Genomic DNA, 26,708 nt, shown 5'->3' on the forward strand with positions numbered 1-26,708 from the left:
CAGCTGGCCGTTCGTTGCCTTCCGCGTTTTCGGGCCTGAACCGGTCCTAACCCAACAGATGTTTGCTGGAGGAATATGAAAGTTCTAGTCGCAGTGAAGCGCGTTGTTGATTACAACGTGAAAGTCCGCGTCAAAGCCGACGGCAGCGACGTTGATATCGCCAACGTCAAGATGTCGATGAACCCGTTCGACGAAATCGCCGTCGAAGAAGCCGTGCGTCTGAAAGAAGCCGGCAAGGCGACCGAAATCGTCGTCGTGTCCATGGGCGTGAAGCAGTGCGAGGAAACCCTGCGCACGGCGCTGGCGATGGGCGCCGACCGCGCCATCCTGGTGGAAAGCGAAGCCGAGCTGCAGCCCTTGGCCGTGGCCAAGCTGCTGAAGGCCGTGGTAGAGAAGGAACAGCCGCAGCTGGTGATCCTGGGCAAGCAGGCGATCGACGACGACGCCAATCAGACTGGCCAGATGACCGCGGCGCTGCTGGGCTGGGCCCAAGGCACCTTCGCTTCCAAGGTTGACCTGTCCGCCGAGACCGCGGACGTGGTGCGCGAGATCGACGGCGGCCTGGAAACCGTCAAGCTGCGCCTGCCGGCCGTAGTGACCGCCGACCTGCGCCTGAACGAGCCGCGCTTCATCAAGCTGCCGAACATCATGGCTGCCAAGAAAAAGCCGCTGGACAAGACGACCCCTGCTGATCTGTCCGTCGACGTGGCTCCGCGCCTGAAGACGCTGAAAGTGGCCGAGCCGGCCAAGCGTTCCGCCGGCGTCAAGGTGGCCAGTGCCGCCGAGCTGGTCGCCAAACTCAAGAACGAAGCAAAGGTGCTGTAAGACATGGCTATTCTCGTTATCGCTGAACACGACAACCAGAGCCTGAAAGCAGGCACCCTGAATACCGTCACCGCCGCCGCCAAGCTGGGCGAAGTGCACGTGCTGGTGGCCGGCCACAACGCCGCCGGCGCCGCCGATGCCGCCAAGAACCTGGCCGGCGTGTCCAAGGTGCTGTTGGCCGACGCCGCCCAATACGCCCATGGCCTGGCAGAAAACCTGTCCTCGCTGGTGGTGGGCCTGGCCAAGGCTTACAGCCACGTGCTGGCCCCTGCCTCGTCCTTCGGCAAGAACTTGCTGCCGCGCGTCGCCGCCTTGCTGGACGTGGCGCAGATTTCCGAAATCACCGCCATTGAATCGGCCGACACTTTTGTCCGTCCGATCTACGCCGGCAACGTGATGGCGACCGTGCAATCGATCGACCCGATCAAGGTGATCACCGTGCGCACCACCGCTTTCGACGCGGCGGGCCAGGGTGGCGCCGCTGTGGTGGAAAGCATCGCCGCCGGCGCAGAAAGCCAGGTGTCGGTGTTTGTCGGCCAGGAACTGACCAAGTCCAACCGTCCGGAACTGGGTTCGGCCAAGGTCATCGTATCCGGCGGCCGCGCCTTGGGTTCGGAAGAACAGTTCAAAGCGGTGATCGAGCCCTTGGCTGACAAGCTGGCCGCCGCTGTGGGCGCGTCCCGCGCCGCGGTGGACGCCGGCTACGCGCCGAACGACTACCAGGTTGGCCAAACCGGCAAGGTCGTGGCTCCGCAGCTGTACATCGCCGTCGGGATTTCCGGCGCGATCCAGCACCTGGCCGGCATGAAGGACTCCAAGGTCATCGTCGCCATCAACAAGGATGAAGAGGCGCCTATCTTCCAAGTGGCCGATTACGGCATCGTGGGCGATCTGTTCACCGTGGTGCCGGAACTGATGGCCGAACTGTCGAAATAAGCGGCAGCCGGGGGCGGTCGCACGCGCCCCCGACCGAGCAGGCAGCATAGCCGCCGGAACAAACAACAGCAGCCGGCGCCCAAGATTTGAGCGCCGGTTTTTTTACGGTCCGCCTTGGCGGCCCAACGCGAGAGAAACAGAGGAGAAGCGCGATGATTTATCACGCACCAGTCAAGGATATTCGTTTTGTCTTGAATGAACTGGCCGAATTGCCAGCCATCTGCGGCTTGCCCGGTTATGGCGAGTGTTCAGTCGAGTTGGTGGACGCCGTGCTGGAGGAGGGCGCCAAGTTCGCCGAAGGCGTGCTGGCGCCGATCAACAAGCAGGGCGATCAGGGCGCCAAGTGGCAGGATGGCGAAGTGACCGCAGCGGCGGGCTTCAAGGACGCCTGGCAGCAGTATGTCGAATCGGGCTGGGTAGGCCTGCGCGCGCCGGAGGAGTTTGGCGGCCAGGGCATGCCGGCGCTGGTGGCGGCGGCGGTGGAGGAAATGTGGTGCGCGTCCAACCTTGCGTTCTCCCTGGCCCCGCTGCTGACGCTGGGCGCGGTGGAGGCCATCCATCATCACGCCTCGGACGAGCTGAAGAATATCTATCTGCCGATGATGTCCAGCGGCCAATGGACCGGCACCATGAACCTGACCGAGCCGCAGGCCGGCTCCGACCTGGCTCAGGTGCGTTCGCGCGCCGTGCCGGCGGCGGACGGCAGCTATCGCATCAGCGGCCAGAAAATATTCATCACTTGGGGCGAGCACGACATGGCCGAGAACATCGTCCATCTGGTGCTGGCCCGTCTGCCGGACGCGCCGGCCGGCGTGAAGGGCATCTCGCTGTTCATCGTGCCCAAGTTCCTCGTCAATGCCGACGGTTCGCTCGGCGCGCGCAACGACGTGCGCTGCGTGTCGCTGGAGCACAAGCTGGGCATTCACGGCAGCCCGACGGCGGTGATGAGCTTCGGCGACAACGATGGCGCCGTGGGTTATCTGGTGGGCGAGCCGAACAAGGGCTTGAACTATATGTTCACCATGATGAACCACGCTCGCCTGGGCGTGGGCATCGAGGGCATGGCGGTGTCGGAGCGCGCCTATCAGAAAGCCGTGGAATATGCCCGCGAGCGCGTGCAGAGCCGCGCTGTCGGCTCGCCGGACCCGGCCGGCGTGCCCATCATCCAGCACCCGGATGTGCGCCGCATGCTGATGACCATGCGCGCCCAGATCGAAGCGCAGCGCGCGCTAACCTTCTACGCCGCCGCCGCGCTGGACCGCGCCGCCCGCCATCCGGTGCCGGCCGAGGCCGCGCGCAACCAGGCGCTGCTGAACTTCCTGATTCCCGTCGTCAAGGGCTGGAACACCGAGCAGGCCAACGAAATCACCAGCCTGGCCATCCAGGTGCATGGCGGCATGGGTTTCATCGAGGAAACCGGCGTCGCCCAGTATTATCGCGATGCCCGCATCACCGCCATTTACGAAGGCACCACCGGCATCCAGGCGCTGGACCTGATCGGCCGCAAGACTGCGGCCGAGCATGGCGTCACCGCCCGCGCGCTGCTGGCCGAGGCCCAGTCCACCGTGACCAAGCTGCAGGCTGCCGGCTTCGACAGCATCGCCGGCAATCTGGCGTCCGCCATCGCTGATGCCGAGCGCTGCGTCGCCTTCATCCTGGAAACTTTCGGCAGCCAGCCGCAGTTGGCCGCAGCCGGCTCGGTGCCGTTCTTGAAGCTGATGGGCATAGCTCTGGGCGGCTGGCAGCTCGGCCGCGCCGCGCTGATCGCCAAGGACAAGCTGCAGGAGGCTGACGCGGACGCCGATTTCCTGAACGCCAAGATCGTCACCGCCCGCTTCTTCGCCGAACATCTGCTGCCGCAGGCATCCGGTCTGGCCGCGGCCATCGTGCGCGGCGCGGATAGCGTGCTGGCGCTGGATGAAGCCCAGTTCTGAGCTCGCTTTGATTTATCATGACGCCACGGCATGCCGTGGCGTTTTTTATGCGAGAATGCAGAAAATTCCATGCCGCAAGGATTGAAATGCTTGCGGCATGAGGCTTGCAAGCCAGTCTCCTTATGGTTTGGTTGTAAATATTAACGATGACTGAAATTTGATCTGTCATCAAAACTACTTGCAAGCTATTGCAAAATCGCCGCCTTGCTGCTTAATCTAGCGTGCCAAGGCGGGATGTGTTCAGCATAATTTTTGATGGCGGGAAGTCGATGGGTCTCGGGGATCACAACAAGTTGGTCGGCAAGTTGAATTTCGACAAGCTGCGCTTGCCGGGCGCGCAATGGCACAAAGCCTTGCCTGCGTTGGCAGTGGGCATTGCCGTGTTCTGGCTCGGCCAGCAGTTGAGCGGCTGGCTATCCCCGTCGTCGCGCGCGTATCGGGCGCTGGCGCCGGCCCAGCCGCAGGCCGCCGCGGCGGCTGTGGCTCAGGGACACTGGTTTGGCGAAGCGCCGCAGCAGCAGGCGGCCGCGCTGCCGCCGCTGCGCCTGTTGGGCGTATACGCGCCTTCGCTGCCCGGCGTTCTCGGTTTCGCCATCGTGGACAACAACGGCCATGCCGAACCGCTGCTGCAGGGCAAGCAAACCGCTGATGGCTGGGAGCTGGTGAAAGTCGCGCCGAATGGCGTGACCATCCGTTCCGGCGGCAGCGAGCAGTTCGTACCGCTGCAGGCTCGCAATGGCGCAGCGGGCGGCGCGGACGCCGCGACGCAGCCGCCGCCCCAGGCGCCTGGCCAGATGCAGCCCCCGCCGATGCCCGGCGCCGTGCCAGTGCCGGTGCCCAGCCAGAATTCCGTACCCGATACTCCGCCCCAACCCGCGGTCGATCCTGCCGCGATGATTCGCCAATAAGAGAGTGCAATGCGAATTTCCAAACTCGTCGCCACCCTGGCCCTGGTCTACAGCTGTCAACTGCTGGCGGCGCCGCAGAACGACACGGTGATGCTCAACTTCGTCAACGCCGACATCGAGACCGTGGTCAAGGCGATAGGCGAAATCAGCGGCAAGAACTTCATCATCGATCCGCGCGTCAAGGGCACGGTCAATATCGTGTCCAGCCGGCCGGTGCCGCGCGCCTTGTCCTACCAAGTGCTGTTGTCCTCGCTGCGGCTGCAGGGCTTTTCCGCGGTGGAAGGCAACGGCGTGATCAAGATCGTGCCGGAGGCCGACGCCAAGCTGCATGCCCGGGCGGTCAAGCGCGTGCCGCGCGGCGATGGCGACCGGCTGATCACCAAGGTATTCGCGCTGCAGAACAGCAACGCCAATCAGCTGGTTCCGGTGATCCGGCCATTGGTGTCGCCCAACAACACGGTGGCGGCCTATCCGCAGTCCAACGCCCTGATCGTTACCGACTACGCCGAGAACATCCAGCGCATTGAGTCCATCATCGAGTCGGTGGAGTCGGCCTCTTCCGGCGACACCGCTGTGATTCCGGTGCTGTTCGGCTCGGCGGTTGAATTGGCCAGCACCTTGAACAAGCTGATGCAGGACGGTGGCGCAGAGGGCGGCAAGACCAGCATCCTGGCCGATCCGCGCGCCAATGTGCTGATGGTCAAGACAGACGCGCCAGGCAAGATAGGCAAGCTCAAGAGCCTGCTGAAAGTCCTGGATCAGCCGAGCCAGGCCGGCTCCAATGTGCGGGTGGTGTATCTGAAGAATGCCCAGGCCACCGAAGTAGCCAAAACCTTGCGCGCCCTGCTGGCGGCCGATGGCAGCCCGGTGCAGACGCGCAGTGTCATCGGCGGCAGCGCAACGGGAAGTTCCAGTCTGATGAGCGGCGTCAGCGGCAATCAAACCGGCGGCGCCAACGTGGGCTCCGGCAATACTGCGCCAAGTGCTGCGCCGGTTCTGGACAATAATGCGCCGGCCGCCTCCGCATCTTCCGGCCCCTCCGGCACCGGCGTGGCGGCAATGATCCAGGCCGACAGCAACAGCAACGCCCTGATCCTGAACGTGCCGGACCCGATGTACCAGAATTTGCGGAATGTGATCGACTTGCTCGACAAGCGGCGCGCCCAGGTTTATGTCGAGGCGCTGGTGATGGAAGTGACGGCCAATCACTCCACGTCGATTGGCGTGCAGTGGGCGGCCAGCGTGCGCGGCAATGGTTTGATCGGCAACAGCTTGCCTAGCCCGAATTCACCTTCCCTTTTTCCGGGAACTGGCACTTCTGCTACGACTTCGCCGCTGGGGAACCTGGTCAGCAGCCTGACTGGCGGAGGGCTGACGGCCGCTATTATCAACACCATCACGGTGGATGGGGTGCAGATTCCCACGCTGGGTTTGCTGGCCCAGGCTTTGGAACAAGAAGCGCAGGGCAATCTGGTGGCGACGCCGCAGTTGGTCACCATGGACAACGAAGAGGCCAAAATCGTGATCGGCCAGGAAATCGGCGTGCTCAGCGCGTCCTATCCGGCCGGCGCCAGCGGCTCGTCCAATGCCCCGTACAATACCTATGACCGCAAGACGGTCGGCTTCGGCTTGAAAATCACGCCGCAGATCTCAGAGGGCGGCGCTATCCGACTGAAAATCAGCCAGGCGGCCGACTCCATCGATCCCACCACGGCTAGCTCGGCCAACCCCACATTCAACCGCCGCACGCTGGATACGGTCGTGACGGTCAATGACGGCGGCTTGGTGGCGCTGGGCGGCTTGACGCAGGAAAATACCAGCAATGCCGAGGACAAGGTGCCGTTGTTGGGCGATATCCCCTGGCTGGGCAATCTGTTCAAGTATCAGGGCAAGGCGCGGAAGAAGACCAACCTGATGATCTTCATCCGCCCCACCATCATCCGCGACGAGACCGGCAACAGCGCGATGGCGGGCGAGCGCTACAACTACGTGGTAGGCGACCTGCACCAGCAAATGAAGAGCAAATTGCCGTTGACGCTGGATGACGCGCTGAAGGCCTTGCCCGACAAGGGCATCCGCGGCGCGCTGGACGATCTGAGCAAAAACCAAGACAAAGCCAAGGCAGCGCAATGATGTCGGCCAAGCTCTCCACCTTGCTGCCGTTCCCCTTCGCCCGCGCCAACGGGGTCATCCTGCTGGATGGCGAGAGCGGCCGCCAGTTGCTGCTGCGCGAGGACGCCAAGCCGGCCGCCTGGGCCGAGGCCCTGCGCCTGCATGGCGGGCCGCTGGTGGGCGCGGAAATGCTGACTGCCGCCCAGTTCGACAAGCGCTTGTCCGAGCACTACGCCAGCCGCGACGGCGCGGCGGCGGAAATGGTGGACGACATCGGCCAGGACATGGACCTGAACCAGATGGTCGAATCCTTGCCCACGGTGGAAGACCTGCTGGAGAGCGAGGGTGACGCGCCCATCATCCGCATGATCAACGCCTTGTTGACGCAGGCGCTGCGCGACGGGGCGTCCGACATCCACATCGAGGCGTTCGAAGACCGCTCCGTCGTCCGCTTCCGCCTGGACGGCACGCTGCGCGACGTGGTCAGCCCGCACCGCGCGCTGCACGCGGCCATGGTGTCGCGGATCAAGATCATGTCCGGCATGGACATCGCCGAAAAGCGCATCCCGCAAGACGGCCGCATCTCGCTGCGCCTGGGCGGCCGGCCGGTGGACGTGCGGGTTTCCACGCTGCCCACCAGCCACGGCGAACGCGTGGTGCTGCGTTTGCTGGACAAGGAAAACGCGCGGCTGGACCTGGCCACGCTGGGCATGGCCGCCGACACCTTGGCCTCGGTCGACAAGCTGATCAATCAGCCGCACGGCATCCTCTTGGTCACCGGCCCCACAGGCTCCGGCAAAACCACCACGCTGTACGCCGCGCTGTCCCGCTTGGACGCCAGCCACACCAATATCATGACGGTGGAAGACCCGGTGGAGTACCACTTGGACGGCGTGGGCCAGACCCAGGTCAATCCCAAGATCGACATGAGCTTCGCCAAGGCCTTGCGAGCCATCCTGCGGCAGGACCCGGACGTGGTGATGATAGGCGAGATCCGCGACCTGGAAACCGCGCAGATCGCCGTCCAGGCCTCGCTGACCGGCCACCTGGTGCTGGCGACGCTGCACACCAACGACGCCGCCAGCGCGGTGACGCGGCTCACCGACATGGGCGTCGAACCGTTTCTGCTGGCGTCCAGCTTGCTGGGGGTGATGGCGCAGCGTCTGGTGCGCCGCGTCTGCCCGCAGTGCAAGGCGCCGCATCCGGTGCCGCTGGAGGACGATCCGACGGCGGTGCACTATCGTCCTGTCGGTTGCCCGGCTTGCGGCGGCTCCGGCTACAAGGGGCGTTACGGCATTTACGAGCTGATGCTGGTGGACGACACCATGCAGCGGCTGATCCATGACCGCGCGTCCGAGCAGCGCCTGCGCGACCACGCCGCGCGCCACGGCATGCGCAGCCTGCGCGACGACGGCCTGCGCTGGGTCAAGGCCGGCGAGACCAGTCTGGAAGAAATCCTGCGGGTGACGAGGAGCTGATGGCAGCCTTCAAGTACACCGCCTACGACGCGGCGGGCAAGGAGCAAAGCGGCCTGCTGGAGGCCGACTCCGCCCGCGCCGCGCGCGTCCAGCTGCGCGAACGCGGCCTGTTGCCGGTGACGGTGGACAGCGTCAACGCCAAGACCGGCGGCGCGGCCAGCAATGTGCTGCGCCGCGGCTTGCCGCGCGCCGAATTGGTGATGATCACCGAGCAGCTGTCCACCTTGCTGAATGCCGGCTTGACGCTGGAAAAAGCGTTGACCGCGGTGACCGAGCAAGCGGAAAACCCGCGCAGCCGCACCGTGCTGGCCGCGCTGCGCAGCGACATCCTGGAAGGCAAGAGCTTTGCCCAGGCGCTGTCCGCCGCGCCCGGCGTGTTTTCGCCCTTGTACCGCTCGCTGGTGCAGGCGGGGGAGCAGTCCGGCCATCTGGACATGGTGATGGCGCGCTTGGCGGAATATCTGGACAAGCGGCAGAACACGCAGCAGAAAGTGACGCTGGCCTTGGCCTATCCGGCGGTCGTGACCCTGGTGGCCATCCTGGTGGTGGCAGGCCTGATGAGCTATGTCGTGCCGCAGGTGGTCAGCGTCTTCGCCCAGACCAAGCAGACGCTGCCGTTTTTGACCCGCGCCCTGATGGCCTGCAGCGATTTCCTGCGCCAGTGGGGCGTGGTCTTGCTGATCGCCATCATCGCCGCGGTGTTTTTGGCCGTGCGCGCCTGGCGCGCGCCGGCGCTGAAACGCCGCTTCCACGAGCGGGTGCTGAAGCTGCCGGTATTCGGCCGCCTGTTCCGCGCGCTGAATACCGCGCGCATGGCCAGCACGCTGTCCATTCTGGTCGGTTCCGGCGTGCCTCTGCTTACCGCTCTGGAAACCGCGCGCGGCCTGATGTCCATGCTGCCGATGCAGGACGCGGTGGCCGATGCGATGAACAAGGTGCGCGAGGGCATTTCGCTGTCGCGCGCGCTGAACGCCAGCAAGAAGTTTCCGCCGGTGCTGATCCACCTGATCTCCAGCGGCGAGGCCAGCGGCACGCTGTCCCACATGCTGGACCGCGCCGCGCAGCAGCAGGAGCAGGAGGTGGAGCGCAAGCTGGCCACCTTCACCACACTGATGGAGCCGCTGCTGATTCTGGTGATGGGCGGCATGGTGCTGTTGATCGTGCTGGCCATCATGATGCCGATCATCGATATGAACCAGATGGTGCATTGAGCGGAGCATTTGGGAACGGGGGGCAAAAATGTTGGATCAGGATCCAATTTTGAATCTGCAGTATCAGAAGTTGCTGAATGGCGTAGCTGAGGACGTAACTGCCCGAGAGGTGCTCACTGTACGCCGACCCAGCCCTGTGTCCTTGTTGCAGGTAATCTTGGGTTTGATGATGGCGGTTGGCATGGGGGCGGTGCTTTTTGAAGCCACTGCTTCCATGTGGATGGCATTGCTGGCGGTCGCCTCTTACGCTGGATTTTTCCTGGCTTTGCTCTGCGTGCGTGAATGCATGAATTTGCGGAGACGGCTTGATGCGCTGCAGGTGCTGCTGCTGAGGGAAATTGACAAGAACAAGGCATTGTGAATGCAAGTTTGAAAAGCATAGTTTTACATTAGGCACGAATGGGTAATGAGACGTTACCGAGAAGAGCGTGTTCTTCCGGATCAAATGATGGAGATGCAATGAAACAGTTGAAACACGCCGCCCAGCGCGGCTTCACCCTGATCGAAATCATGGTGGTGATCGTCATCCTCGGCGTGCTAGCCGCGCTGGTGGTGCCCAAGGTGATGAGCCGGCCAGATGAGGCGCGCATCGTCGCCGCCAAGCAGGACATCGGCGCCATCAGCCAGGCGCTGAAGCTGTACCGCCTGGACAACGGCCGCTATCCGACCACCGACCAGGGCCTGCAGGCGCTGGTGCAGAAGCCGGCCGCCGCGCCGGAACCGAAGAACTGGAAGCCGGGCGGCTATCTGGAACGCCTGCCCAAGGATCCTTGGGGCAATCCCTACCAGTACGCCAATCCGGGCACGCACGGCGAAATCGACATCTGGAGCTTCGGCGCCGATGGCCAGCCGGGCGGCGAAGGCAACGACGCCGACATCGGCAACTGGGACAGCGGCAAGTAAGCCGGAGGGCTGGACTTGAGCCTGGCGGCGCGCGCGCGCGGCTTCACGCTGATCGAGGTGATGGTGGTGATGCTGATCATCGGCGTCCTCGCTACCACCGTGACCTTGAGCCTGAGGCCGGACACCCATCGTCTGTTGAGCGACGAGGGCTATCGCTTCGCGCGCGTGCTGGAGCAGGCCGGCGACGCCGCCGAGATGGGCGACATGCTGGCGTTGAGCTGGAATGGCAAAGGTTATGTGTTCAGCCGGCAGGACGATGACGGCAATTGGAGCCCCGTCGGCGATGAGCTGCTGGCCCCGCACGCGTGGCCGGACGGCATCGCCGGCGGCGGCCTGTTGCTGGATGGCCAGCCGTGGCCGGCCGACAGGCCGCTGCTGTTGTGGCAGAACGGCCGCGCCGTGGCCCTGGCGCTGCAACTGGACGGCGCGGGCCGCAAGCTGACGGTGTTGCAATCTCCACTGGGACGGGTGACCGTGACGGACGGCTCATGAAGCGGCAGGCCGGTTTCACCTTGTTCGAAGTGCTGGTTGCCTTGGCCATCATCGCGGTGGCGCTCGGCGCGTTGCTGCGCGCCACCGGCCTGGCGGCCGACAACGCCGAAGGCATGGAGCGGCGGATGCAGGCCAACTGGGAGGCGCAGAACCAGATCGCCGCCATGCAGGCGCTGCGCCAGTTTCCCGAGCCGGGCCAGCAAGCCGGCGAAAGCAAGTCGGATGGCGTGGAGTGGCGCTGGGAGCGAGAGGTGACCACCACGCCGAATCCGAATTTCCGCAAGGTGGTGGTGCGCATTCTGGCGCCGGGTGCCGGCCGCTATGTGCTGGCCGAGATCACCGGCTATCTCAGGCAGCAGCCGGGAGGCGGCGGTTGAGCGCGCGCAAGCAGGGCGGCATGACGCTGCTGGAAATCCTGGTGGCGATGAGCCTGTTGGCCATCCTGTCGGTGATGGGATACAAGGCCTTCGGCTCCTTGCTGATCGCCCGCGAGCGGCTGATGCAGACCGGCCAGCAGTGGGTGGATGCCGCGCGGGCCTTCCGCCGGCTGGAGAGCGACCTGACGGGCCTGCAGCCGCAGGCCAGCCAGGCCGATCCCATGCAAGGCCAGGCGCTGGGCGCCAGCACGCTGACCTTGCAGCAGGATGGCAATGGCCAGACGCTGGCGTTGGAGTCGGTGTCTTCCCGCTACGCCAGCGGAAAGGAGCGGGTGATCTACCATGCCGGGGCGGGCGGACTGTCGTGGTCGGCCGGCGATGCCGGCGGCGGGCAGCCGGCGGTCTATCCGCTATTGGGCGCGGAGATGAAGGTGAGCTGGCGGGTGCTGCTGAACGATGGCAGCTGGCAGGATGCCTGGCCCAGCGGCGGCCAGGGCCTGTCCGCGCGCGGGCTGGAAATGCGCATCGCGATGCCGGGCGCGCGCCAAGTGCATAGATTATGGGTGTTGCCATGAGACGGCGGCAGTCCGGCATGGCGGTGATCATGGCGCTGCTGATCGTGGCGTTGGCCACCACGGCGGCCAGCCTGGTGCTGTGGCAGCAGGGCTTGTGGTGGCATCAGCTGGAAAACGACAAGAGCCGCGCCCAGCTGCGGCTGGTGGCAGAGGCGGGCCTGGGCTGGGCGATGGAAATCCTGCGCTTCAACAATGTCAGCGGCAACGGCGTGGTGGCGTTGTCCCAGCTTTGGGCACAGCCCCTGCCGCAGACCGAGGCGCAGGGCGTGAAGGTCAGCGGCGCGCTGACCGATTTGCAGGGGCGCTTCAACATCAACTCGCTGGTCAATGACGGTGGGCAGGTGGATAAGGATCAGCTGATGTTCTACCGCGACCTGCTGAAGACGCTGGGTTTGCCCAGCACCTTGTCCGAGCCCTTGCTGCGCAAGCTGCGCGGCATGTCGGACAGCGAGGATCCGATGGCCCAGACCGATCAAAACTCGGCGCCGCGGCCCAGCCATCCGCTGGCGCGGGTGGAGATGCTGCGCTGGCTGCCGGGCTATACGCCAGAGGTGATGGACAAGCTGTTGCCGCACATCGCCGCCTTGCCGCCGACGGCGACGACGATCAACGTCAATACCGCCACCGACAAGGTGCTGAAGACGCTGATGCCGGGCATAGGCGACGGCAATCTGATGGTGATGATGAAGCAGCGGCAGACCGTTTACTACCGCGACAAGGCCGATTTTCTGGCTCGGCCGCCGGGCAATATGGTCAAGAGCAACTTTAGCAACATGATAGGCGCCGCCTCCAATTATTTTCTGCTCGACAGCCGCTCCAGCTATGGCAAAGCCAAGCTGCGGATGCGGGCGATGATTTACAGCAACCTCAATGTCGTCCGGCTGGTGTGGCGACAGGATGGCAATGACGACCGCGCCCTGGCGGCGCGGTCTGGTGGAGAAATCAATGACGACGCTGCGACTCTATCTGCGGGCCGGCTGGCCCGATAGCGAGCCGGGCCTGCCGTGGGCCTTGCTGGGCGCGCGCGGCGAGCTGGCCGCGCAGGGCGACAGCGCGCCCGGAGGATGGCCCAAGGCCGACCATTGCGAACTGGTGCTGCCTGCCGGCCGCACGCTGTTCAGCGAGGTGAAACTGCCGGATGCGGTGAAGCAGCCGACGCCGGCGGTGATCGGCTTCGCGCTGGAAGAGGGCCTGGGCAATGACCCGGCGGCCAATCTGTACGCGCTGGGCGACGCGGCGGCCGACGGCCGGCGCGCGGTGGCGGTGACTGAAGCGGCAGCGGTGCGCCGCGCCGTGGCCATGTTGAAAAGCCTGGGCCGGCTGTGCGACCGCATCGTGCCGGAGGAATGCCTGCTGGCGCCGCCGCCGGCTGGCGGTTGGAGCGTGACTCGGCTGGCCGACCGCTGGCTGGTGCGCGCCGCTTCGCCTTTCGCCGCCAGCTTGCCGCGCGGCGGCGCGGCGCTGGAACAGGCGCTGTTCAGTTCGCTGCTGACCGCAGCCGTGCCGGCGCGCTTGCAGCTGAGCGGCGTCGACAGCGCGGACGAGCTGTTGTCGCGCCTGCCGGGATGGCAGGGCGAAACCGCGCGCGGCGAGGCTTACGATTGGCGCAGCGGCCGCCGCCATGGCCACTTCGACTTCGCCCAAGGCGAATTGGCCGCCAACCGGCGTTGGCGCGACTGGGCACCGTCGCTGAAACGGGCGGGCTGGCTGCTGGGCGGCCTGCTCGCGGCGCAGCTGGCGCTGACGTTGAGCCAGTCCGCCTGGTATGCCTGGCAGAAGTACAGCCTGTCGCAGCAGATCAGGAGCGCCGCCACGCCGTGGATAGGCGGCCAAGCCTTGCCGGGCAGCAGCGCCTTGCCCATGCTGCGCGCGGTGGACAAGCTCAGGCTGAGCCATGGCTTGCCGGCGCGCGACGATATGGTGGAACTGATGGGCGCGCTGGCGGCGGTGGCCGGGCGCGATCTGCAGGTGCGCCAAATGGAATATGAGGCCGGCCGCCTGAGGCTGCAGGTCGCGGAGGTGCCGGCGGAAAGCCTGGCGCGCTGGCGCAAGCTGCTGGCGGCGCGGCAGATCATGCTGGACGCGACGAGCAGCCAGCCCGGCAGCAAGCAACTGGTGGTGGCGCGGGAGCCGTGACGATGAAAGCGTACAAGCAACAGTTTCTCGATTACTGGCAGCAGCGCACCGTGCGCGAGCAACGGCTGCTGGCGGCCATGGCGGCGGTGCTGGGCGCGGCTTTTCTGTACCTGGGAGTATGGGAGCCGGCCAATGCCTCGCTGCAGCGCAACCGCGCGGCGGTGGCGCGCTTGCAGGCGGAGCAGGGCATGGTGCAGGCGCTGGCGGACGAAGCGGCCAAATTGAAGCGCCAGCCGGCGCAGGCTCCGCTGCCGGCCAAGGAGCTGATACCGCTGCTGCAGCAAACGGCCAAGAGCCAGGGCTTGCCGGGCGGCATCCAGTTCAATCCCGAAGGCGATTCCGGCGTCAGCATGGAAGGCGTGATGGGGTTTGACGATTGGGTGCGCTTCGCCGGCGTATTGTCGGCGCAGCAGCAGGTGCGCGTGCTGAACGTCAAGGTGGAGGCGCAGCCGGTGCCGGGGCAGGTGAAGATCAAGGCGCTGCTGGCGCATACGGGGGCAGAAGCATGAGGCGCAAGATAGGGAAGGGCTTGGCCCTGGCGCTGCTGTTCCTGGCGGGCGCGCTGTCGGCATTGCCGGCCAGCTGGCTGTCGTGGCCGGTGGCCAGGCTCAGCGATCGGCACTGGGATGTCAACGAGGCCAAGGGCACGCTGTGGAACGGCAGCGCGCAGCTGGTGTATCTGGGACCGTCAGGCGAAGTGCAGACGACGAGCCCGCTGGCCTGGCAATGGCAGCCGCGCGCGCTGCTATCCGGCCTGCTGGTGTGGCATGTGGACAGCGCCGGCCAGCCGGGGCTGGTGCAGCTGGGATTCGGCAAGCAGGAGGTGAGAGGGTTGGCCGTCTCCTTGCCGGTGGCGGCGCTGGCCAATCTGTCCAAGACCTGGCAGGCGGCGCGGCTGGGCGGCGAGCTGCAATTGAACATCCCGCAGCTGGCGCGCCAGGGCAAGACTATCAGCGGCACCGCGCAAGTGCTATGGCGCGGCGCGTCCACCCCGCTGACGACGGCGCTGCCGTTCGGCAGCTATCAGCTGGACCTGTCCGGCACGCCGCAAGGGCTGAGTCTGAACCTGTCCACGCTGGAGGGCCCGCTGATGCTGAATGGCCAGGGCAGCTGGCCGGCCAACGGCGCTTTCAATATGGCCGGCACGGCGGATAGCCCGCCGGACAAGTACGACGCGCTGAAGCCCTTGATGCTGATGCTGGGGCAGCCGTCGGGGCCGACCAGCGTCAGTTGGCAATCCAAGACCGGCATGTAAGGATTTTTCAGCAAAACAGGCTGGATGGTATTGTGCAGTCGAAAAATGTGCGGTACTATAGAAAGGTTTAACCAAACGGGACAGGCGCAGGCGCCGAGTCCCGTTATTCACATAAGAATTTTGAAAATCCCAGGGTGTGAAACCAGAAACCGGCGCAGCCGGTTTTTGTGTAAGCGCCCAGGCAAAGCAACAGGAGCCAGCCAGTGTCAAACCTCCCCGCAATCCTTGTCTTGGCTGACGGCACGCTTTTCAAAGGTAGTGCTATCGGTGCCACCGGCCATACGGTGGGTGAGGTGGTATTCAATACCGCCATCACCGGTTACCAGGAGATCCTGACGGATCCCTCCTATACCAGGCAGATCGTCACTCTCACTTATCCCCACATTGGCAATGTCGGCGCGAATTCGGAAGATACCGAATCCCGCGCCGTTTTTGCATCCGGGCTCATCATCCGCGATCTGCCGCTGCTGCACAGCAACTTCCGCGCCGAAGATTCGCTGTCCGATTACCTGAAAAAGCACAATGTCGTCGCCATCGCCGACATCGACACCCGCAAGCTGACCCGCATCCTGCGCGAGAAGGGCGCCCAGGCCGGCTGCATCATGGCCGGCGACATCGACGAGGCCAAAGCCCTGGAGCTGGCGCGCGGCTTCGGCTCCATGGCCGGCCAGGACTTGGCCAAGGTGGTCAGCTGCCAGAAGCCCTATGCCTGGACCGAGAAGGAATGGAAGCTGGGCGCGGGCTACCAGGTGCAGTCGTCCACCCGCTACCACGTGGTGGCCTATGACTTCGGCGTCAAGCACAACATCCTGCGTATGCTGGCCGAACGCGGCTGCCAGCTGACCATCGTGCCGGCGCAAACGCCGGCGGCCGATGTGCTGGCGATGAATCCGCACGGCGTGTTCCTGTCCAACGGCCCCGGCGACCCGGAACCGTGCGACTACGCCATTTCCGCCATCCGCGAGATTCTGGAAACCAAGCTGCCGGTGTTCGGCATTTGCCTCGGCCACCAGCTCTTGGGCCTGGCCACCGGCGCCAACACCTCCAAGATGAAGTTCGGCCACCACGGCGCCAACCATCCGGTGCAGGACCTGGACAGCGGCCGCGTGATGATCACCAGCCAGAACCATGGCTTCCAGGTGGACGAAACCAGCCTGCCGGCCAATGTCCGCGTCACCCACCGTTCGCTGTTCGACGGCACGGTGCAGGGCATCGCGCTGACCGACCGCCCGGCTTTTTCCTTCCAGGGCCACCCGGAAGCCAGCCCGGGACCGGAGGACGTGGCTTATCTGTTCGACCGTTTCATCGACGCGATGGCCGCGCGGCAGTAAGGGCGGAGTCGAATCATGTTGGGCATTACCGACCTTACCACCTACCTGATCGGCACGCTGATCGTCATCCTGTTGCCGGGGCCGAACGCCATGTATGTGCTGTCGGTGGCGGCGCAGCGCGGCAAGCGCGCCGGTTTCGCCGCGGCGGGCGGCGTGGTCAGCGGCGACTTCATCCTGATGACGCTGGCGGCCACCGGCGCGGCCGGTCTGCTGCAGGCCAATCCGGCGCTGTTCGCGGTGGTCAAGTACATAGGCGGCGGCTATCTGGCCTGGCTGGGCATCAATATGCTGAAGTCCGGCCTGCTGGCCTGGCGCCGCGCGCGTCGCGGCGAAGAGTCCGCCTCGGCCGCGTCGCCGTTGTCCGGCGGCCACCCTTACCGCAAGGCGCTGCTGATCAGCCTGATGAACCCGAAGGCCATCCTGTTCTTCGTATCGTTCTTCGTGCAGTTCGTCGATCCGGCCTATCCGCACCCGGCTCTGACCTTCGCCGCGCTGGGCGCCATCGTGCAGTGCTGCAGCATCGCCAATCTGTCCATGCTGATCCTGCTGGGCGACAAGCTGGCCGCGGCCTTCCGCCGCCGCCGCAAGCTGACGGCGGCGCTCGGTGGCTCGGTGGGAGCCATCTTCGTCGGATTCGGCGCCAAGCTGGCGGCGGCCAGCCTGTAAGGTCAATAGTGAACATGCCGCGTCGCCGTGTGCGGCGCGGCCGGAAAATACAAGTCATCAAAGAGTAGAAGCCATGCCAAAGCGTACCGACATCAAAAGCATTCTGATCATTGGCGCCGGCCCGATCGTCATCGGCCAGGCCTGCGAGTTCGACTACTCCGGCGCCCAGGCCTGCAAGGCGCTGCGCGAGGAGGGTTACAAGGTCATCTTGGTGAACTCCAACCCGGCCACCATCATGACCGACCCGGACATGGCCGACGTCACCTACATCGAGCCCATCAGCTGGCCGGTGGTGGAAAAGATCATCGCCAAGGAGCGTCCGGACGCCATTCTGCCGACCATGGGCGGCCAGACCGCGCTGAACTGCGCGCTGGACCTGGCCAAGCACGGCGTCCTCGAAAAATATAAAGTGGAGCTGATCGGCGCCACCGAAGACGCCATCGACAAGGCCGAGGACCGCGGCCGCTTCAAGGAAGCCATGGCCAAGATCGGCCTGTCCTGCCCGCTGTCCTTCGTCTGCCACACCATGGAAGAGTCGCTGGAGGCGCAGGCCAAGGTGGGCTTCCCCACGCTGATCCGTCCGTCCTTCACCATGGGCGGCTCCGGCGGCGGCATCGCCTACAACAAGGAAGAGTTCGTCGCCATTTGCGAGCGCGGCTTCGAGGCGTCTCCCACCCACGAGCTGCTGATCGAGCAGTCGGTGCTGGGCTGGAAAGAGTATGAGATGGAGGTCGTTCGCGACAAGAACGACAACTGCATCATCATCTGCTCCATCGAAAACTTCGACCCGATGGGCGTGCACACCGGCGACTCCATCACCGTGGCCCCGGCGCAGACGCTGACCGACAAGGAATACCAGATCATGCGCAACGCCTCGCTGGCGGTGCTGCGCGAGATTGGCGTGGATACCGGCGGCTCCAATGTGCAGTTCGCCACCAATCCGGCCACCGGCGAGATGATCGTCATCGAGATGAACCCGCGTGTGTCGCGTTCATCCGCGCTGGCGTCCAAGGCCACCGGCTTCCCGATCGCCAAGATCGCCGCCAAGCTGGCCGTCGGCTTCACGCTGGACGAACTGAAGAACGACATCACCGGCGGCGCCACCCCGGCTTCGTTCGAGCCGTCCATCGACTACGTGGTCACCAAGATTCCGCGTTTCGCCTTTGAAAAATTCCCGCAGGCCGACGACCGCCTGACCACGCAGATGAAGTCGGTGGGCGAGGTGATGGCCATGGGCCGCACGCTGCAGGAATCGATGCAAAAAGCCCTGCGCGGCCTGGAGACCGGCCTGTCCGGCTTCGACTCGGTCACCACCGACGAAGCCGCCATCCGCCACGAGCTGGGCGCGCCGGGACCGGAACGCATCCTGTACGTGGCCGACGCCTTCCGCATCGGCATGAGCCGCGACGACATCCACGCCGTCAGCAAGATCGACCCGTGGTTCCTGGCGCAGATCGAAGACATCGTCGGCGAGGAGCAGGCGCTGTCCGGCCGCAAGGTCGAGGACATGGACTACGCCGAGCTGCGCCGCCTGAAGCGCAAGGGTTTCTCCGACCGCCGCCTGGGCGAACTCTTGGGAACCGACCAGGCTGCCGTGCGCGCCAAGCGCTGGGCGCTGGGCCTGCACCCGGTATACAAGCGCGTCGACACCTGCGCCGCCGAGTTCGCCACCAATACCGCTTACATGTACTCCACCTATGAGGAAGAGTGCGAATCCAAGCCGTCGGACCGCAAGAAGGTGATGGTGCTGGGCGGCGGGCCGAACCGCATCGGCCAGGGCATCGAGTTCGACTACTGCTGCGTGCACGCCGCGCTCAGCCTGCGCGAGTCGGGCTTCGAGACCATCATGGTCAACTGCAACCCGGAAACCGTGTCCACTGACTACGACACCTCGGACCGCCTGTATTTCGAGCCGCTGACGCTGGAAGACGTGCTGGAAATCTGCCGCATCGAGAAGCCGTTCGGCGTCATCGTCCAGTACGGCGGCCAGACCCCGCTGAAGCTGGCGCGCGCGCTGGAGGCCAACGGCGTGCCCATCATCGGCACCTCGCCGGACATGATCGACGCCGCCGAAGACCGCGAGCGCTTCCAGAAACTGCTGAACGAGCTGGGCCTGAAGCAGCCGCCGAACCGCACCGCCCGCGCGCCGGCCGAGGCGATGAAGCTGGCCGAGGAAATCGGCTATCCGCTGGTGGTACGCCCGTCCTATGTGCTGGGCGGCCGCGCCATGGAAATCGTGCACGAGCCGGCCGATCTGGAGCGCTATATGCGCGAAGCGGTGAAGGTGTCGAATGACAGCCCGGTGTTGCTGGACCGCTTCCTCAACGACGCCATCGAAGTGGACGTGGATTGCGTGTCCGACGGCCAGAACGTGGTGATCGGCGGCATCATGCAGCACGTGGAGCAAGCCGGCGTCCACTCCGGCGACTCGGCCTGCTCGCTGCCGCCGTACAGCCTGTTCCCGGCGCTGCAGGACGAGATCCGCCGCCAGACCGAGGCCATGGCGCGCGCGCTGAACGTGGTGGGCCTGATGAACGTGCAGTTCGCCATCCAGGGCGACACCATCTACGTGCTGGAAGTGAACCCGCGCGCCTCGCGCACCGTGCCTTTCGTCTCCAAGGTGACCTCGGCGCCGCTGGCCAAGATCGCCGCCCGCGCCATGGCCGGCATCAGCCTGACCGAGCAGGGCTTCACCAAGGAGGTGATCCCGCCGTTCTACGCGGTGAAGGAAGCCGTGTTCCCCTTCATCAAGTTCCCGGGCGTCGATACCATCCTGGGGCCGGAAATGAAGTCTACCGGCGAGGTGATGGGCGTCGGCAAAACCTTCGCCGAAGCCTACGTCAAGGCGCAGCTGGGCGCCGGCGACCGCTTGCCCAAGACCGGCAAGGTGTTCCTGTCGGTGCGCGACGGCGACAAGAACGGCGCGGTGGATGTGGCGCGCGAGCTGCAGCGTCTGGGCTTCGGCATCTGCTGCACCCGCGGCACCGCCAAGCACCTGACCGAGGCCGGCCTGATCGTGCAGGTGGTCAACAAGGTGAACGAAGGCCGCCCGCACATCGTGGACATGATCAAGAACGGCGAAATCGATCTGGTGATCAACACGGTGGACGAGAAGCGCACCGCGATCCAGGACAGCCATTCGATCCGCCGCTCCGCCCTGCAGGCGCGCGTGCCGCAGTACACCACGCTGTCCGCCGCCAAGGCGGTGTGCGTGGGCATGAAGCATGCCGAGGCCTTCGATGTGTACAGCGTGCAGCAATTGCACGCGCAGATCGCGGGTTGAGGGTAGCAGTCCATCGGTAGGCTTTGATGCGGAGGCGATTTGCCGTTACAATTCCGCTCAAACCCGCTTGTGCAAGCCGCCGTCCTGTACGGCGGCTTGTGCTTTTGATAAAGGCGGACAACCGCCTGTGGAGAATACTGTAATGACCAAAGTCCCGTTGACTGTACGCGGCGCCGAGCTTCTGAAGGAAGAACTGCAACGCCTGAAGAGCGTGGAGCGTCCGGCGGTGATCGAGGCGATCGCCGAGGCCCGTTCTCATGGCGACCTGTCGGAAAACGCCGAATACGACGCGGCCAAAGAACGTCAGGCCTTTGTTGAAGGCCGCATCGCCGAGCTGGAAGCCAAGCTGTCCAACGCCGTGATCATCAATCCGGCCGAGCTGGACGCCGATGGCCGCGTGGTGTTCGGCGCCACCGTCGAACTGATGGATCTGGAAACCGAAGAGAACGTGACCTACCAGATCGTCGGCGACGACGAAGCCGACATCAAGGTCAGCAAGGTATCGGTGAACTCGCCGATCTCGCGCGCCCTGATCGGCAAGGAAGCCGGCGACGTGGCCGAAGTCGTGGCCCCGGGCGGCATCCGCGAGTACGAAGTGCTCGACGTCAAGTACATCTGACCTGAATCCGAACCGCGCGCGACGCCTGATCGCGCGTTTTTCATGAGCGGCTTTCTGTTGCTGGGGGGAAAATGGACGGCTTGCGTGCTTTCGCCAAAACTTTCTGGATTGGCGGTTTGTGGGTAATCGGCCTGATCGTGGCGCCGGTGCTGTTCAAAACGCTGGACGCGGTGACCGCCGGCATGGTGGCCGGGCGTCTGTTCGCCGTCATCGCCTGGGTTGGGCTGGTGTGCGGCGTGTTCCTGATGGTGGACCTGGTATGGCGCAACGGCGTGTCCGGCTTGAAGCAGGGCGCGTTCTGGCTCATCGTCGGCATGCTGGCGTGCACGCTGATCAACCAGTTTGGCGTGGCGCCGATCATTGTTACGCTGAAGCAACAGATGAACCATGCGGCCGAGGGCCTGTTCGGCGGCGGCTTCGCCACCTGGCATGCCATTTCCAGCCTGATCTACCTGGTGCAGAGCCTGCTCGGCCTGGCTTTTATCTGGCGCAGCGAGTAAGCGCCGTATGCCCGGATGGCCGGCGCTGTGCCGCGCAGGCAACAAAAAAGCGGTGGCTGGGCCACCGCTTTTTGTTTACCGGCAAACGGACTCAGTCCTTCATCGCCTGCTTGTTTTTCGGCAGCGGGATGCGCTGCTTGTCGCTGGGGCGCCACAGCACCAACAGCTTGCCGATATGCTGAACCGGGGCGCAGCCCAGCTCGTCGCAGATCTGCTCGAACATGGCGACGCGGGCTTCGCGATCGTCGCCGAGCACGCGAACCTTGATCAGTTCGTGGGCATCCAGATTGATGGCGATTTCGCGCACTACGGACTCGGTCAGGCCGTTGTTGCCGATCATTACCACCGGGTCGATGCCGTGCGCCAGACCTTGCAGGTACTTGCGCTGAAACGGCTTGATTTCAATTTTCATGGAAATACGGAATTCAAAGCAAAACGCGATTCTACTAGAATTTGCCCCTCCGCCCCAAATTTGGGCCTGAATTAACCGAAAAACAACAGGATAGCGTCGTGCGCCGCGGGTCCATCGGCTATCCTGAGCATTGAGACCACAGAAAGCGCCGAGATGGCAAGAAGCAAGAGCAGCAACAGCTGGCTGCAGGAACACGTCAACGACCAATATGTGCAAATGGCGCAGAAAGATGGCTATCGCGCCCGCGCCGCCTACAAGCTCTTGGAGATCAACGACAAGGACAAACTGATCCGCCCCGGCACCGTGCTGGCGGATCTGGGCTCCACGCCGGGCAGCTGGTCGCAGGTGGCGGCGCGCATTGTCGGCGACAAGGGCAAGGTGTTCGCGCTCGATATCCTGCCGATGGACCCGGTGCCCGGTGTCGATTTCATCCAGGGCGACTTCCGCGAAGAAGCGGTTTTGCGCGAGTTCGAGCAATTATTGGGCGGCCGCGCGCTGGATCTTGTAATTTCCGACATGGCACCCAATATGTCAGGCATGAGCGCCATCGATCAGGCCCGTAGTTTCCTCCTGTGCGAGCTGGCGCTGGATTTTGCGCGCGATCATTTGAAACCCGGCGGCCACTTTCTCGTCAAAGTGTTCCAGGGCAGCGATTTTCAGGATTACCTCAAAGCCATGCGCGAGCTGTTCGGCGAGGTGGTCACCCGCAAACCCAAGGCGTCGCGCGATCGTTCCAGCGAAATCTATCTGCTGGGCAAGCATCGCCGCTGACACGAATGGGCGCGGAGCGTACAATCGTAGCCATTTAACGTACAAGCAACCAATAAAGTCAGGGCACAGAGGAGTCCGCTACTCGTGAACAATATCGGCAAAAACATCGCCATCTGGGTGATCATCGGCTTGGTGCTGATGACGGTGTTCAATCAGTTCAGCAAGCGCCAGGACACCCAGAACCAGCTCGAATACTCGCAGTTTGTCAGCGATGTCGAGTCCGGCAAGGTGCAGTCCCTGACCATAGAGGGTCATCCGCTGCGCGGCCAGTGGCTGAAAGGCAAGCTGACCGACGGCACCGCCTTCTCCACTTACGCTCCGTACGATCCACAACTGGTGGACGACCTGATCAAGAACAATGTGCGCTTCTCCGCCAAGCCGGAGGAGGAGCCGTCCATGCTGATGAGCATCTTCATCAGCTGGTTCCCGATGCTGCTGTTGATCGGCGTGTGGGTGTTCTTCATGCGCCAGATGCAAGGCGGCGGCAAGGGCGGCGCGTTCTCCTTCGGCAAGAGCAAGGCGCGCATGCTGGACCAGGACGCGAACACCGTGATGTTCGCGGACGTGGCCGGCTGCGACGAAGCCAAGGAAGAAGTGAAGGAAATCGTCGATTACCTGCGCGATCCTTCCCGCTACCAGAGCCTGGGCGGCCGCATTCCGCGCGGCATCCTGCTGGCCGGCTCGCCCGGCACGGGTAAAACCCTGCTGGCCAAGGCCATCGCCGGCGAAGCCAAGGTGCCGTTCTTCAGCATCTCCGGCTCCGACTTCGTCGAAATGTTCGTCGGCGTCGGCGCGGCGCGCGTGCGCGACATGTTCGAGCAGGCCAAGAAGAACTCGCCGTGCATCATCTTCATCGACGAAATCGACGCGGTCGGCCGCCAGCGCGGCGCCGGTCTTGGCGGCGGCAACGATGAGCGCGAACAGACGCTGAACCAGCTGTTGGTGGAAATGGACGGCTTCGACACCAACTCCACGGTGATCGTGATCGCCGCTACCAACCGTCCGGACGTGCTGGACCCGGCGCTGCAACGCCCGGGCCGCTTCGACCGCCAGGTGGTGGTGCCGCTGCCGGACATCCGCGGCCGCGAACAGATCCTGAACGTGCACATGCGCAAGGTGCCGATCGCCGCCGACGTCAACGCCGAAGTGATCGCCCGCGGCACGCCGGGCTTCTCCGGCGCCGACCTGGCCAACCTGATCAACGAGGCCGCCCTGTTCGCCGCCCGCCGCAACAAGCGTCTGGTGGACATGGAAGATCTGGAGTCCGCCAAGGACAAGATCATGATGGGCGCCGAGCGCCGCAGCATGGTGATGACCGAGGAAGAGAAGCGCAATACCGCTTACCACGAGTCCGGCCACGCCGTCGTCGCCAAGCTGCTGCCGAAGTCCGACCCGGTGCACAAGGTCACCATCATCCCGCGCGGCCGCGCGCTGGGCGTGACCATGCAGCTGCCGGAACAGGACCGCTTCGCCTATGACCGCGGCTACCTGATGGACCGTCTGGCCATTCTGTTCGGCGGCCGCATCGCCGAAGAGCTGTTCATGAACCAGATGACCACCGGCGCTTCCAACGACTTCGAGCGCGCCACGCAAATGGCCCGCGACATGGTCACCCGCTACGGCATGAGCGACAAGCTGGGCCCGATGGTGTACGGCGAGAACGAGGGCGAGGTCTTCCTCGGCCGCTCCATCACCACCCACAAGAACCTGTCGGAAGCCACGCTGCAGCAAGTCGATCAGGAAATCCGCCGCATCATCGACGAGCAATACTCGCTGGCGCGTCGTCTGCTGGAAGAGAACCGCGACAAGGTGGAGGCCATGACCGCGGCGTTGCTGGAGTATGAAACCATAGACGCCGAGCAGATCAACGACATCATGGCCGGCAAGCCGCCGCGTCCGCCCAAGCCGGGTTCCGGTTTCGCCGCCAAGCCGGCGGAAACCAAGCCGGCTGAGCCAACCGAACCGGCGGCCTCGTCGGCGACGTCCGATCCGGCTCAGGAAGTCTGATCCTGCAACCGTCTCCAACCGGGCAAGCCTTAACGGGCTTGCCCGGTTTTGCATTATTGCCTGCTGGTTGGTCAGGTATCTAGAACGCGAGATAAGATGAAAACCTTGTTGTGCGGGCGTTTCACGCTCGATCTGTCCCGTCCGCTGGTGATGGGCATACTCAATGTCACGCCGGATTCGTTCTCAGACGGCGGCCATTTCAACCGCCTGGAAGACGCCTTGCGGCGCGCAGAGGCGATGCTGGCCGAAGGCGCGGATATTCTGGACATCGGCGGCGAATCGACGCGTCCTGGCGCGCCTTTCGTCAGCCCGCAAGAAGAAATGTCGCGCGTGCTGCCGGTGCTGGAGAAACTGCGCGATCTCGGCGCGCCCTTGTCGCTGGACACCCGTCGCGCCGATGTGATGCGCGAGGCGCTGGCCCTGGGCGCGGTGGACCTGATCAATGATGTGTCGGCGCTGGAGGACGAGGGCGCGCTGCAGGTGGCGGCGCAAAGCCAGGCTGCCATTTGCCTGATGCACAAGCAGGGCAATCCAGACACCATGCAGGACAAGCCGGCGTATCAGGACGTGGTGGCCGAAGTGGCCGATTACCTGCAGCGCCGGGTGGCGCTGTGCCTGCAGGCCGGCGTCGCGCGCGAGCGCTTGCTGGTGGATCCGGGCTTTGGCTTCGGCAAGACGCTGGCGCACAATCTGGCCCTGCTCCGGCGGCTGGACGAGATCGAACGCATCGCCGGCGTGCCGCAATTGGTGGGGCTGTCGCGCAAGTCCATGCTGGGCGCGATCACTGGCGAGGCCGCGCCGGCGGAACGCCTGGGCGCCAGCGTGGCGGCCGCGTTGGAGTCGGCGCGGCGCGGCGCGGCGGTGATCCGCGTGCACGACGTCAAGGCGACGCGCCAGGCCTTGCAGCTATGGCAGGCGCTGCAGGAATCTTGATTTGAAACTGGTTTTCCCTACCGGGATAATGGCAAAATGCCGGACTGATGGGTCCCAAGACCGTTGTGTCCGGTATTCAACCGAAAAGAGATGAATGTAATGAGTCGCAAATATTTCGGCACCGATGGCGTGCGCGGCGAGGTCGGCAAGTTTCCGATCAATCCCGAATTCGTGATGAAACTCGGTTATGCCGCCGGCCGCGTGCTGGTCGATCATGACAAGGACAGCCGTCCCACCGTGCTGATCGGCAAAGACACCCGCATCTCCGGCTATATGCTCGAAGCCGCCTTGCAGGCCGGCTTCACCGCCGCCGGCGTGAATGTCTTGCTGACCGGCCCGCTGCCGACGCCGGGCATTGCCTACCTGACCCGCGCGCTGCGGCTGGAGGCTGGCGTGGTGATTTCGGCGTCGCACAATCCTTTCCACGATAACGGCATCAAGTTCTTCGCCGAGGGCGGCAACAAGCTGGACGACGCGCTGGAGCTGGAAATCGAGGCGATGCTGGATCAGCCGATGGCCACCAACGCCTCACTGGAGCTGGGCCGCGCCCGCCGCATTGAAGGCGCCGCCGACCGTTACATCGAATTCTGCAAGAGCACCTTCCCCAACGAGATGAGCCTGAAAGGGCTGAAGCTGGTAGTCGATTGCGCGAACGGCGCCACCTACCACATCGCGCCCAAGGTGTTCCATGAGCTCGGCGCCGAGTTGGTGGAGATCGGTTGCGAGCCCAACGGCTACAACATCAACGAGCGCGTCGGCGCGACTTATCCCAAGACGCTGCAGATGGCGGTTCTGGAGCACCAGGCCGACTTCGGCGTCGCGCTGGACGGCGATGGCGACCGCCTGATCATGGTGGACGCGGCTGGCCGCGTCTATGACGGCGACCAGCTGATCTACGTGATCGCCAAGGCCCGCGCGGCCTGCGGCGCGCTGAAGGGCGGCGTCGTCGGCACGGTGATGACCAATATGGCGATGGAACTGGCGCTGCAGAAGCAAGGCGTGCCGTTCGGCCGCGCCAAGGTGGGCGACCGCTATGTGCTGGAA

At 64.5% G+C, this 26,708-nt stretch carries 26 protein-coding genes; 25 read left to right on the forward strand and 1 reads right to left on the reverse strand.

Annotation, left to right across the window (positions count from 1 at the left end):
* Positions 1-75: 75 nt before the first annotated feature.
* The 21 genes from JHD59_RS11865 (at position 76) to JHD59_RS11965 (ending at position 21,541) form a co-directional block, all read left to right on the forward strand.
* Positions 76-825 (forward strand): electron transfer flavoprotein subunit beta/FixA family protein, encoded by a 750-nt coding sequence (locus JHD59_RS11865; protein WP_199154395.1) that lies wholly within the window; start codon positions 76-78, stop codon positions 823-825.
* A 3-nt stretch (positions 826-828) separates the two neighbouring features.
* On the forward strand, positions 829-1,761 hold the full coding sequence (locus JHD59_RS11870) for an electron transfer flavoprotein subunit alpha/FixB family protein (protein ID WP_199154396.1): 933 nt from the start codon (positions 829-831) through the stop codon (positions 1,759-1,761).
* A 152-nt stretch (positions 1,762-1,913) separates the two neighbouring features.
* A complete protein-coding gene (locus JHD59_RS11875; protein WP_199154397.1) occupies positions 1,914-3,695 on the forward strand; it encodes an acyl-CoA dehydrogenase in 1,782 nt (593 codons plus the stop codon).
* A gap of 269 nt (positions 3,696-3,964) precedes the next feature.
* Positions 3,965-4,603 (forward strand): type II secretion system protein N, encoded by a 639-nt coding sequence (locus JHD59_RS11880; RefSeq protein WP_199154398.1) that lies wholly within the window; start codon positions 3,965-3,967, stop codon positions 4,601-4,603.
* Between the two features lie 9 nt (positions 4,604-4,612).
* Positions 4,613-6,736, forward strand: a complete 2,124-nt coding sequence (gspD, locus tag JHD59_RS11885; protein ID WP_199154399.1) for a type II secretion system secretin GspD — start codon at positions 4,613-4,615, stop codon at positions 6,734-6,736.
* The gene (gspE, locus tag JHD59_RS11890; protein WP_304491563.1) at positions 6,736-8,193 is read left to right on the forward strand and encodes a type II secretion system ATPase GspE; all 1,458 of its coding nucleotides are present in this window, start codon (positions 6,736-6,738) and stop codon (positions 8,191-8,193) included. Before gspD ends, gspE begins: the two co-directional genes overlap by 1 nt.
* Positions 8,193-9,404, forward strand: coding sequence for a type II secretion system inner membrane protein GspF (gene gspF / locus JHD59_RS11895; RefSeq protein WP_199154400.1), 1,212 nt, complete (start codon positions 8,193-8,195; stop codon positions 9,402-9,404). The genes gspE and gspF overlap by 1 nt, the downstream gene beginning before the upstream one ends.
* Before the next feature lie 28 nt (positions 9,405-9,432).
* The gene (locus tag JHD59_RS11900; RefSeq protein WP_199154401.1) at positions 9,433-9,765 is read left to right on the forward strand and encodes a hypothetical protein; all 333 of its coding nucleotides are present in this window, start codon (positions 9,433-9,435) and stop codon (positions 9,763-9,765) included.
* Positions 9,766-9,863: 98 nt separating this feature from the next.
* Positions 9,864-10,307, forward strand: coding sequence for a type II secretion system major pseudopilin GspG (gene gspG / locus JHD59_RS11905; RefSeq protein ID WP_103316516.1), 444 nt, complete (start codon positions 9,864-9,866; stop codon positions 10,305-10,307).
* A gap of 15 nt (positions 10,308-10,322) precedes the next feature.
* Positions 10,323-10,799 carry a prepilin-type N-terminal cleavage/methylation domain-containing protein gene (locus tag JHD59_RS11910; protein WP_199154402.1) on the forward strand — a complete coding sequence of 159 codons (477 nt, stop codon included), beginning with the start codon at positions 10,323-10,325 and terminating at the stop codon, positions 10,797-10,799.
* Positions 10,796-11,176, forward strand: coding sequence for a type II secretion system minor pseudopilin GspI (gene gspI, locus JHD59_RS11915; RefSeq protein ID WP_043621872.1), 381 nt, complete (start codon positions 10,796-10,798; stop codon positions 11,174-11,176). The genes JHD59_RS11910 and gspI overlap by 4 nt, the downstream gene beginning before the upstream one ends.
* Positions 11,173-11,751 carry a type II secretion system protein GspJ gene (locus JHD59_RS11920; protein WP_199154403.1) on the forward strand — a complete coding sequence of 193 codons (579 nt, stop codon included), beginning with the start codon at positions 11,173-11,175 and terminating at the stop codon, positions 11,749-11,751. Before gspI ends, JHD59_RS11920 begins: the two co-directional genes overlap by 4 nt.
* The gene (gene gspK, locus JHD59_RS11925) at positions 11,748-12,740 is read left to right on the forward strand and encodes a type II secretion system minor pseudopilin GspK (RefSeq protein ID WP_199154404.1); all 993 of its coding nucleotides are present in this window, start codon (positions 11,748-11,750) and stop codon (positions 12,738-12,740) included. Before JHD59_RS11920 ends, gspK begins: the two co-directional genes overlap by 4 nt.
* Positions 12,697-13,887: a type II secretion system protein GspL gene (gene gspL / locus JHD59_RS11930; RefSeq protein ID WP_199154405.1), complete on the forward strand. Its 1,191-nt coding sequence runs from the start codon at positions 12,697-12,699 to the stop codon at positions 13,885-13,887. The genes gspK and gspL overlap by 44 nt, the downstream gene beginning before the upstream one ends.
* A gap of 2 nt (positions 13,888-13,889) precedes the next feature.
* A complete protein-coding gene (gene gspM / locus JHD59_RS11935) occupies positions 13,890-14,396 on the forward strand; it encodes a type II secretion system protein GspM (protein ID WP_199154406.1) in 507 nt (168 codons plus the stop codon).
* Positions 14,393-15,142 carry a type II secretion system protein N gene (locus JHD59_RS11940; protein ID WP_199154407.1) on the forward strand — a complete coding sequence of 250 codons (750 nt, stop codon included), beginning with the start codon at positions 14,393-14,395 and terminating at the stop codon, positions 15,140-15,142. Before gspM ends, JHD59_RS11940 begins: the two co-directional genes overlap by 4 nt.
* A 203-nt stretch (positions 15,143-15,345) precedes the next feature.
* Entirely contained in the window at positions 15,346-16,473 is a 1,128-nt protein-coding gene (gene carA, locus JHD59_RS11945) for a glutamine-hydrolyzing carbamoyl-phosphate synthase small subunit (RefSeq protein WP_103316531.1), read from the forward strand.
* 15 nt (positions 16,474-16,488) lie between these two features.
* A complete protein-coding gene (leuE, locus tag JHD59_RS11950) occupies positions 16,489-17,139 on the forward strand; it encodes a leucine efflux protein LeuE (RefSeq protein ID WP_199154408.1) in 651 nt (216 codons plus the stop codon).
* Between the two features lie 73 nt (positions 17,140-17,212).
* Positions 17,213-20,422 carry a carbamoyl-phosphate synthase large subunit gene (gene carB / locus JHD59_RS11955; RefSeq protein WP_103316535.1) on the forward strand — a complete coding sequence of 1,070 codons (3,210 nt, stop codon included), beginning with the start codon at positions 17,213-17,215 and terminating at the stop codon, positions 20,420-20,422.
* Between the two features lie 142 nt (positions 20,423-20,564).
* The gene (gene greA, locus JHD59_RS11960) at positions 20,565-21,041 is read left to right on the forward strand and encodes a transcription elongation factor GreA (protein ID WP_043621847.1); all 477 of its coding nucleotides are present in this window, start codon (positions 20,565-20,567) and stop codon (positions 21,039-21,041) included.
* 71 nt (positions 21,042-21,112) lie between these two features.
* A complete protein-coding gene (locus tag JHD59_RS11965; RefSeq protein ID WP_043621845.1) occupies positions 21,113-21,541 on the forward strand; it encodes a DUF4149 domain-containing protein in 429 nt (142 codons plus the stop codon).
* A gap of 91 nt (positions 21,542-21,632) precedes the next feature.
* Here the strand turns inward: JHD59_RS11965 and yhbY are convergent, their stop codons facing one another.
* Positions 21,633-21,953: a ribosome assembly RNA-binding protein YhbY gene (yhbY, locus tag JHD59_RS11970; RefSeq protein ID WP_043621842.1), complete on the reverse strand. Its 321-nt coding sequence runs from the start codon at positions 21,951-21,953 to the stop codon at positions 21,633-21,635.
* Positions 21,954-22,106: 153 nt separating this feature from the next.
* Between yhbY and rlmE the strand changes: the two genes are divergently transcribed.
* The 4 genes from rlmE to glmM form a co-directional block, all read left to right on the forward strand.
* Positions 22,107-22,724 (forward strand): 23S rRNA (uridine(2552)-2'-O)-methyltransferase RlmE, encoded by a 618-nt coding sequence (gene rlmE / locus JHD59_RS11975; RefSeq protein WP_103316537.1) that lies wholly within the window; start codon positions 22,107-22,109, stop codon positions 22,722-22,724.
* An 84-nt stretch (positions 22,725-22,808) separates the two neighbouring features.
* Positions 22,809-24,731 (forward strand): ATP-dependent zinc metalloprotease FtsH, encoded by a 1,923-nt coding sequence (ftsH, locus tag JHD59_RS11980; protein WP_103316540.1) that lies wholly within the window; start codon positions 22,809-22,811, stop codon positions 24,729-24,731.
* A gap of 96 nt (positions 24,732-24,827) precedes the next feature.
* Entirely contained in the window at positions 24,828-25,664 is an 837-nt protein-coding gene (gene folP, locus JHD59_RS11985; RefSeq protein ID WP_199154409.1) for a dihydropteroate synthase, read from the forward strand.
* A gap of 99 nt (positions 25,665-25,763) precedes the next feature.
* Positions 25,764-26,708, forward strand: a 945-nt coding sequence (gene glmM / locus JHD59_RS11990; protein ID WP_199154410.1) for a phosphoglucosamine mutase, incomplete at its 3' end; no start/stop codon positions are given.

It is taken from the genome of Chromobacterium sp. ASV23 (genome assembly GCF_016428945.1).
Taxonomy (GTDB): Bacteria; Pseudomonadota; Gammaproteobacteria; order Burkholderiales; family Chromobacteriaceae; genus Chromobacterium; species Chromobacterium sinusclupearum.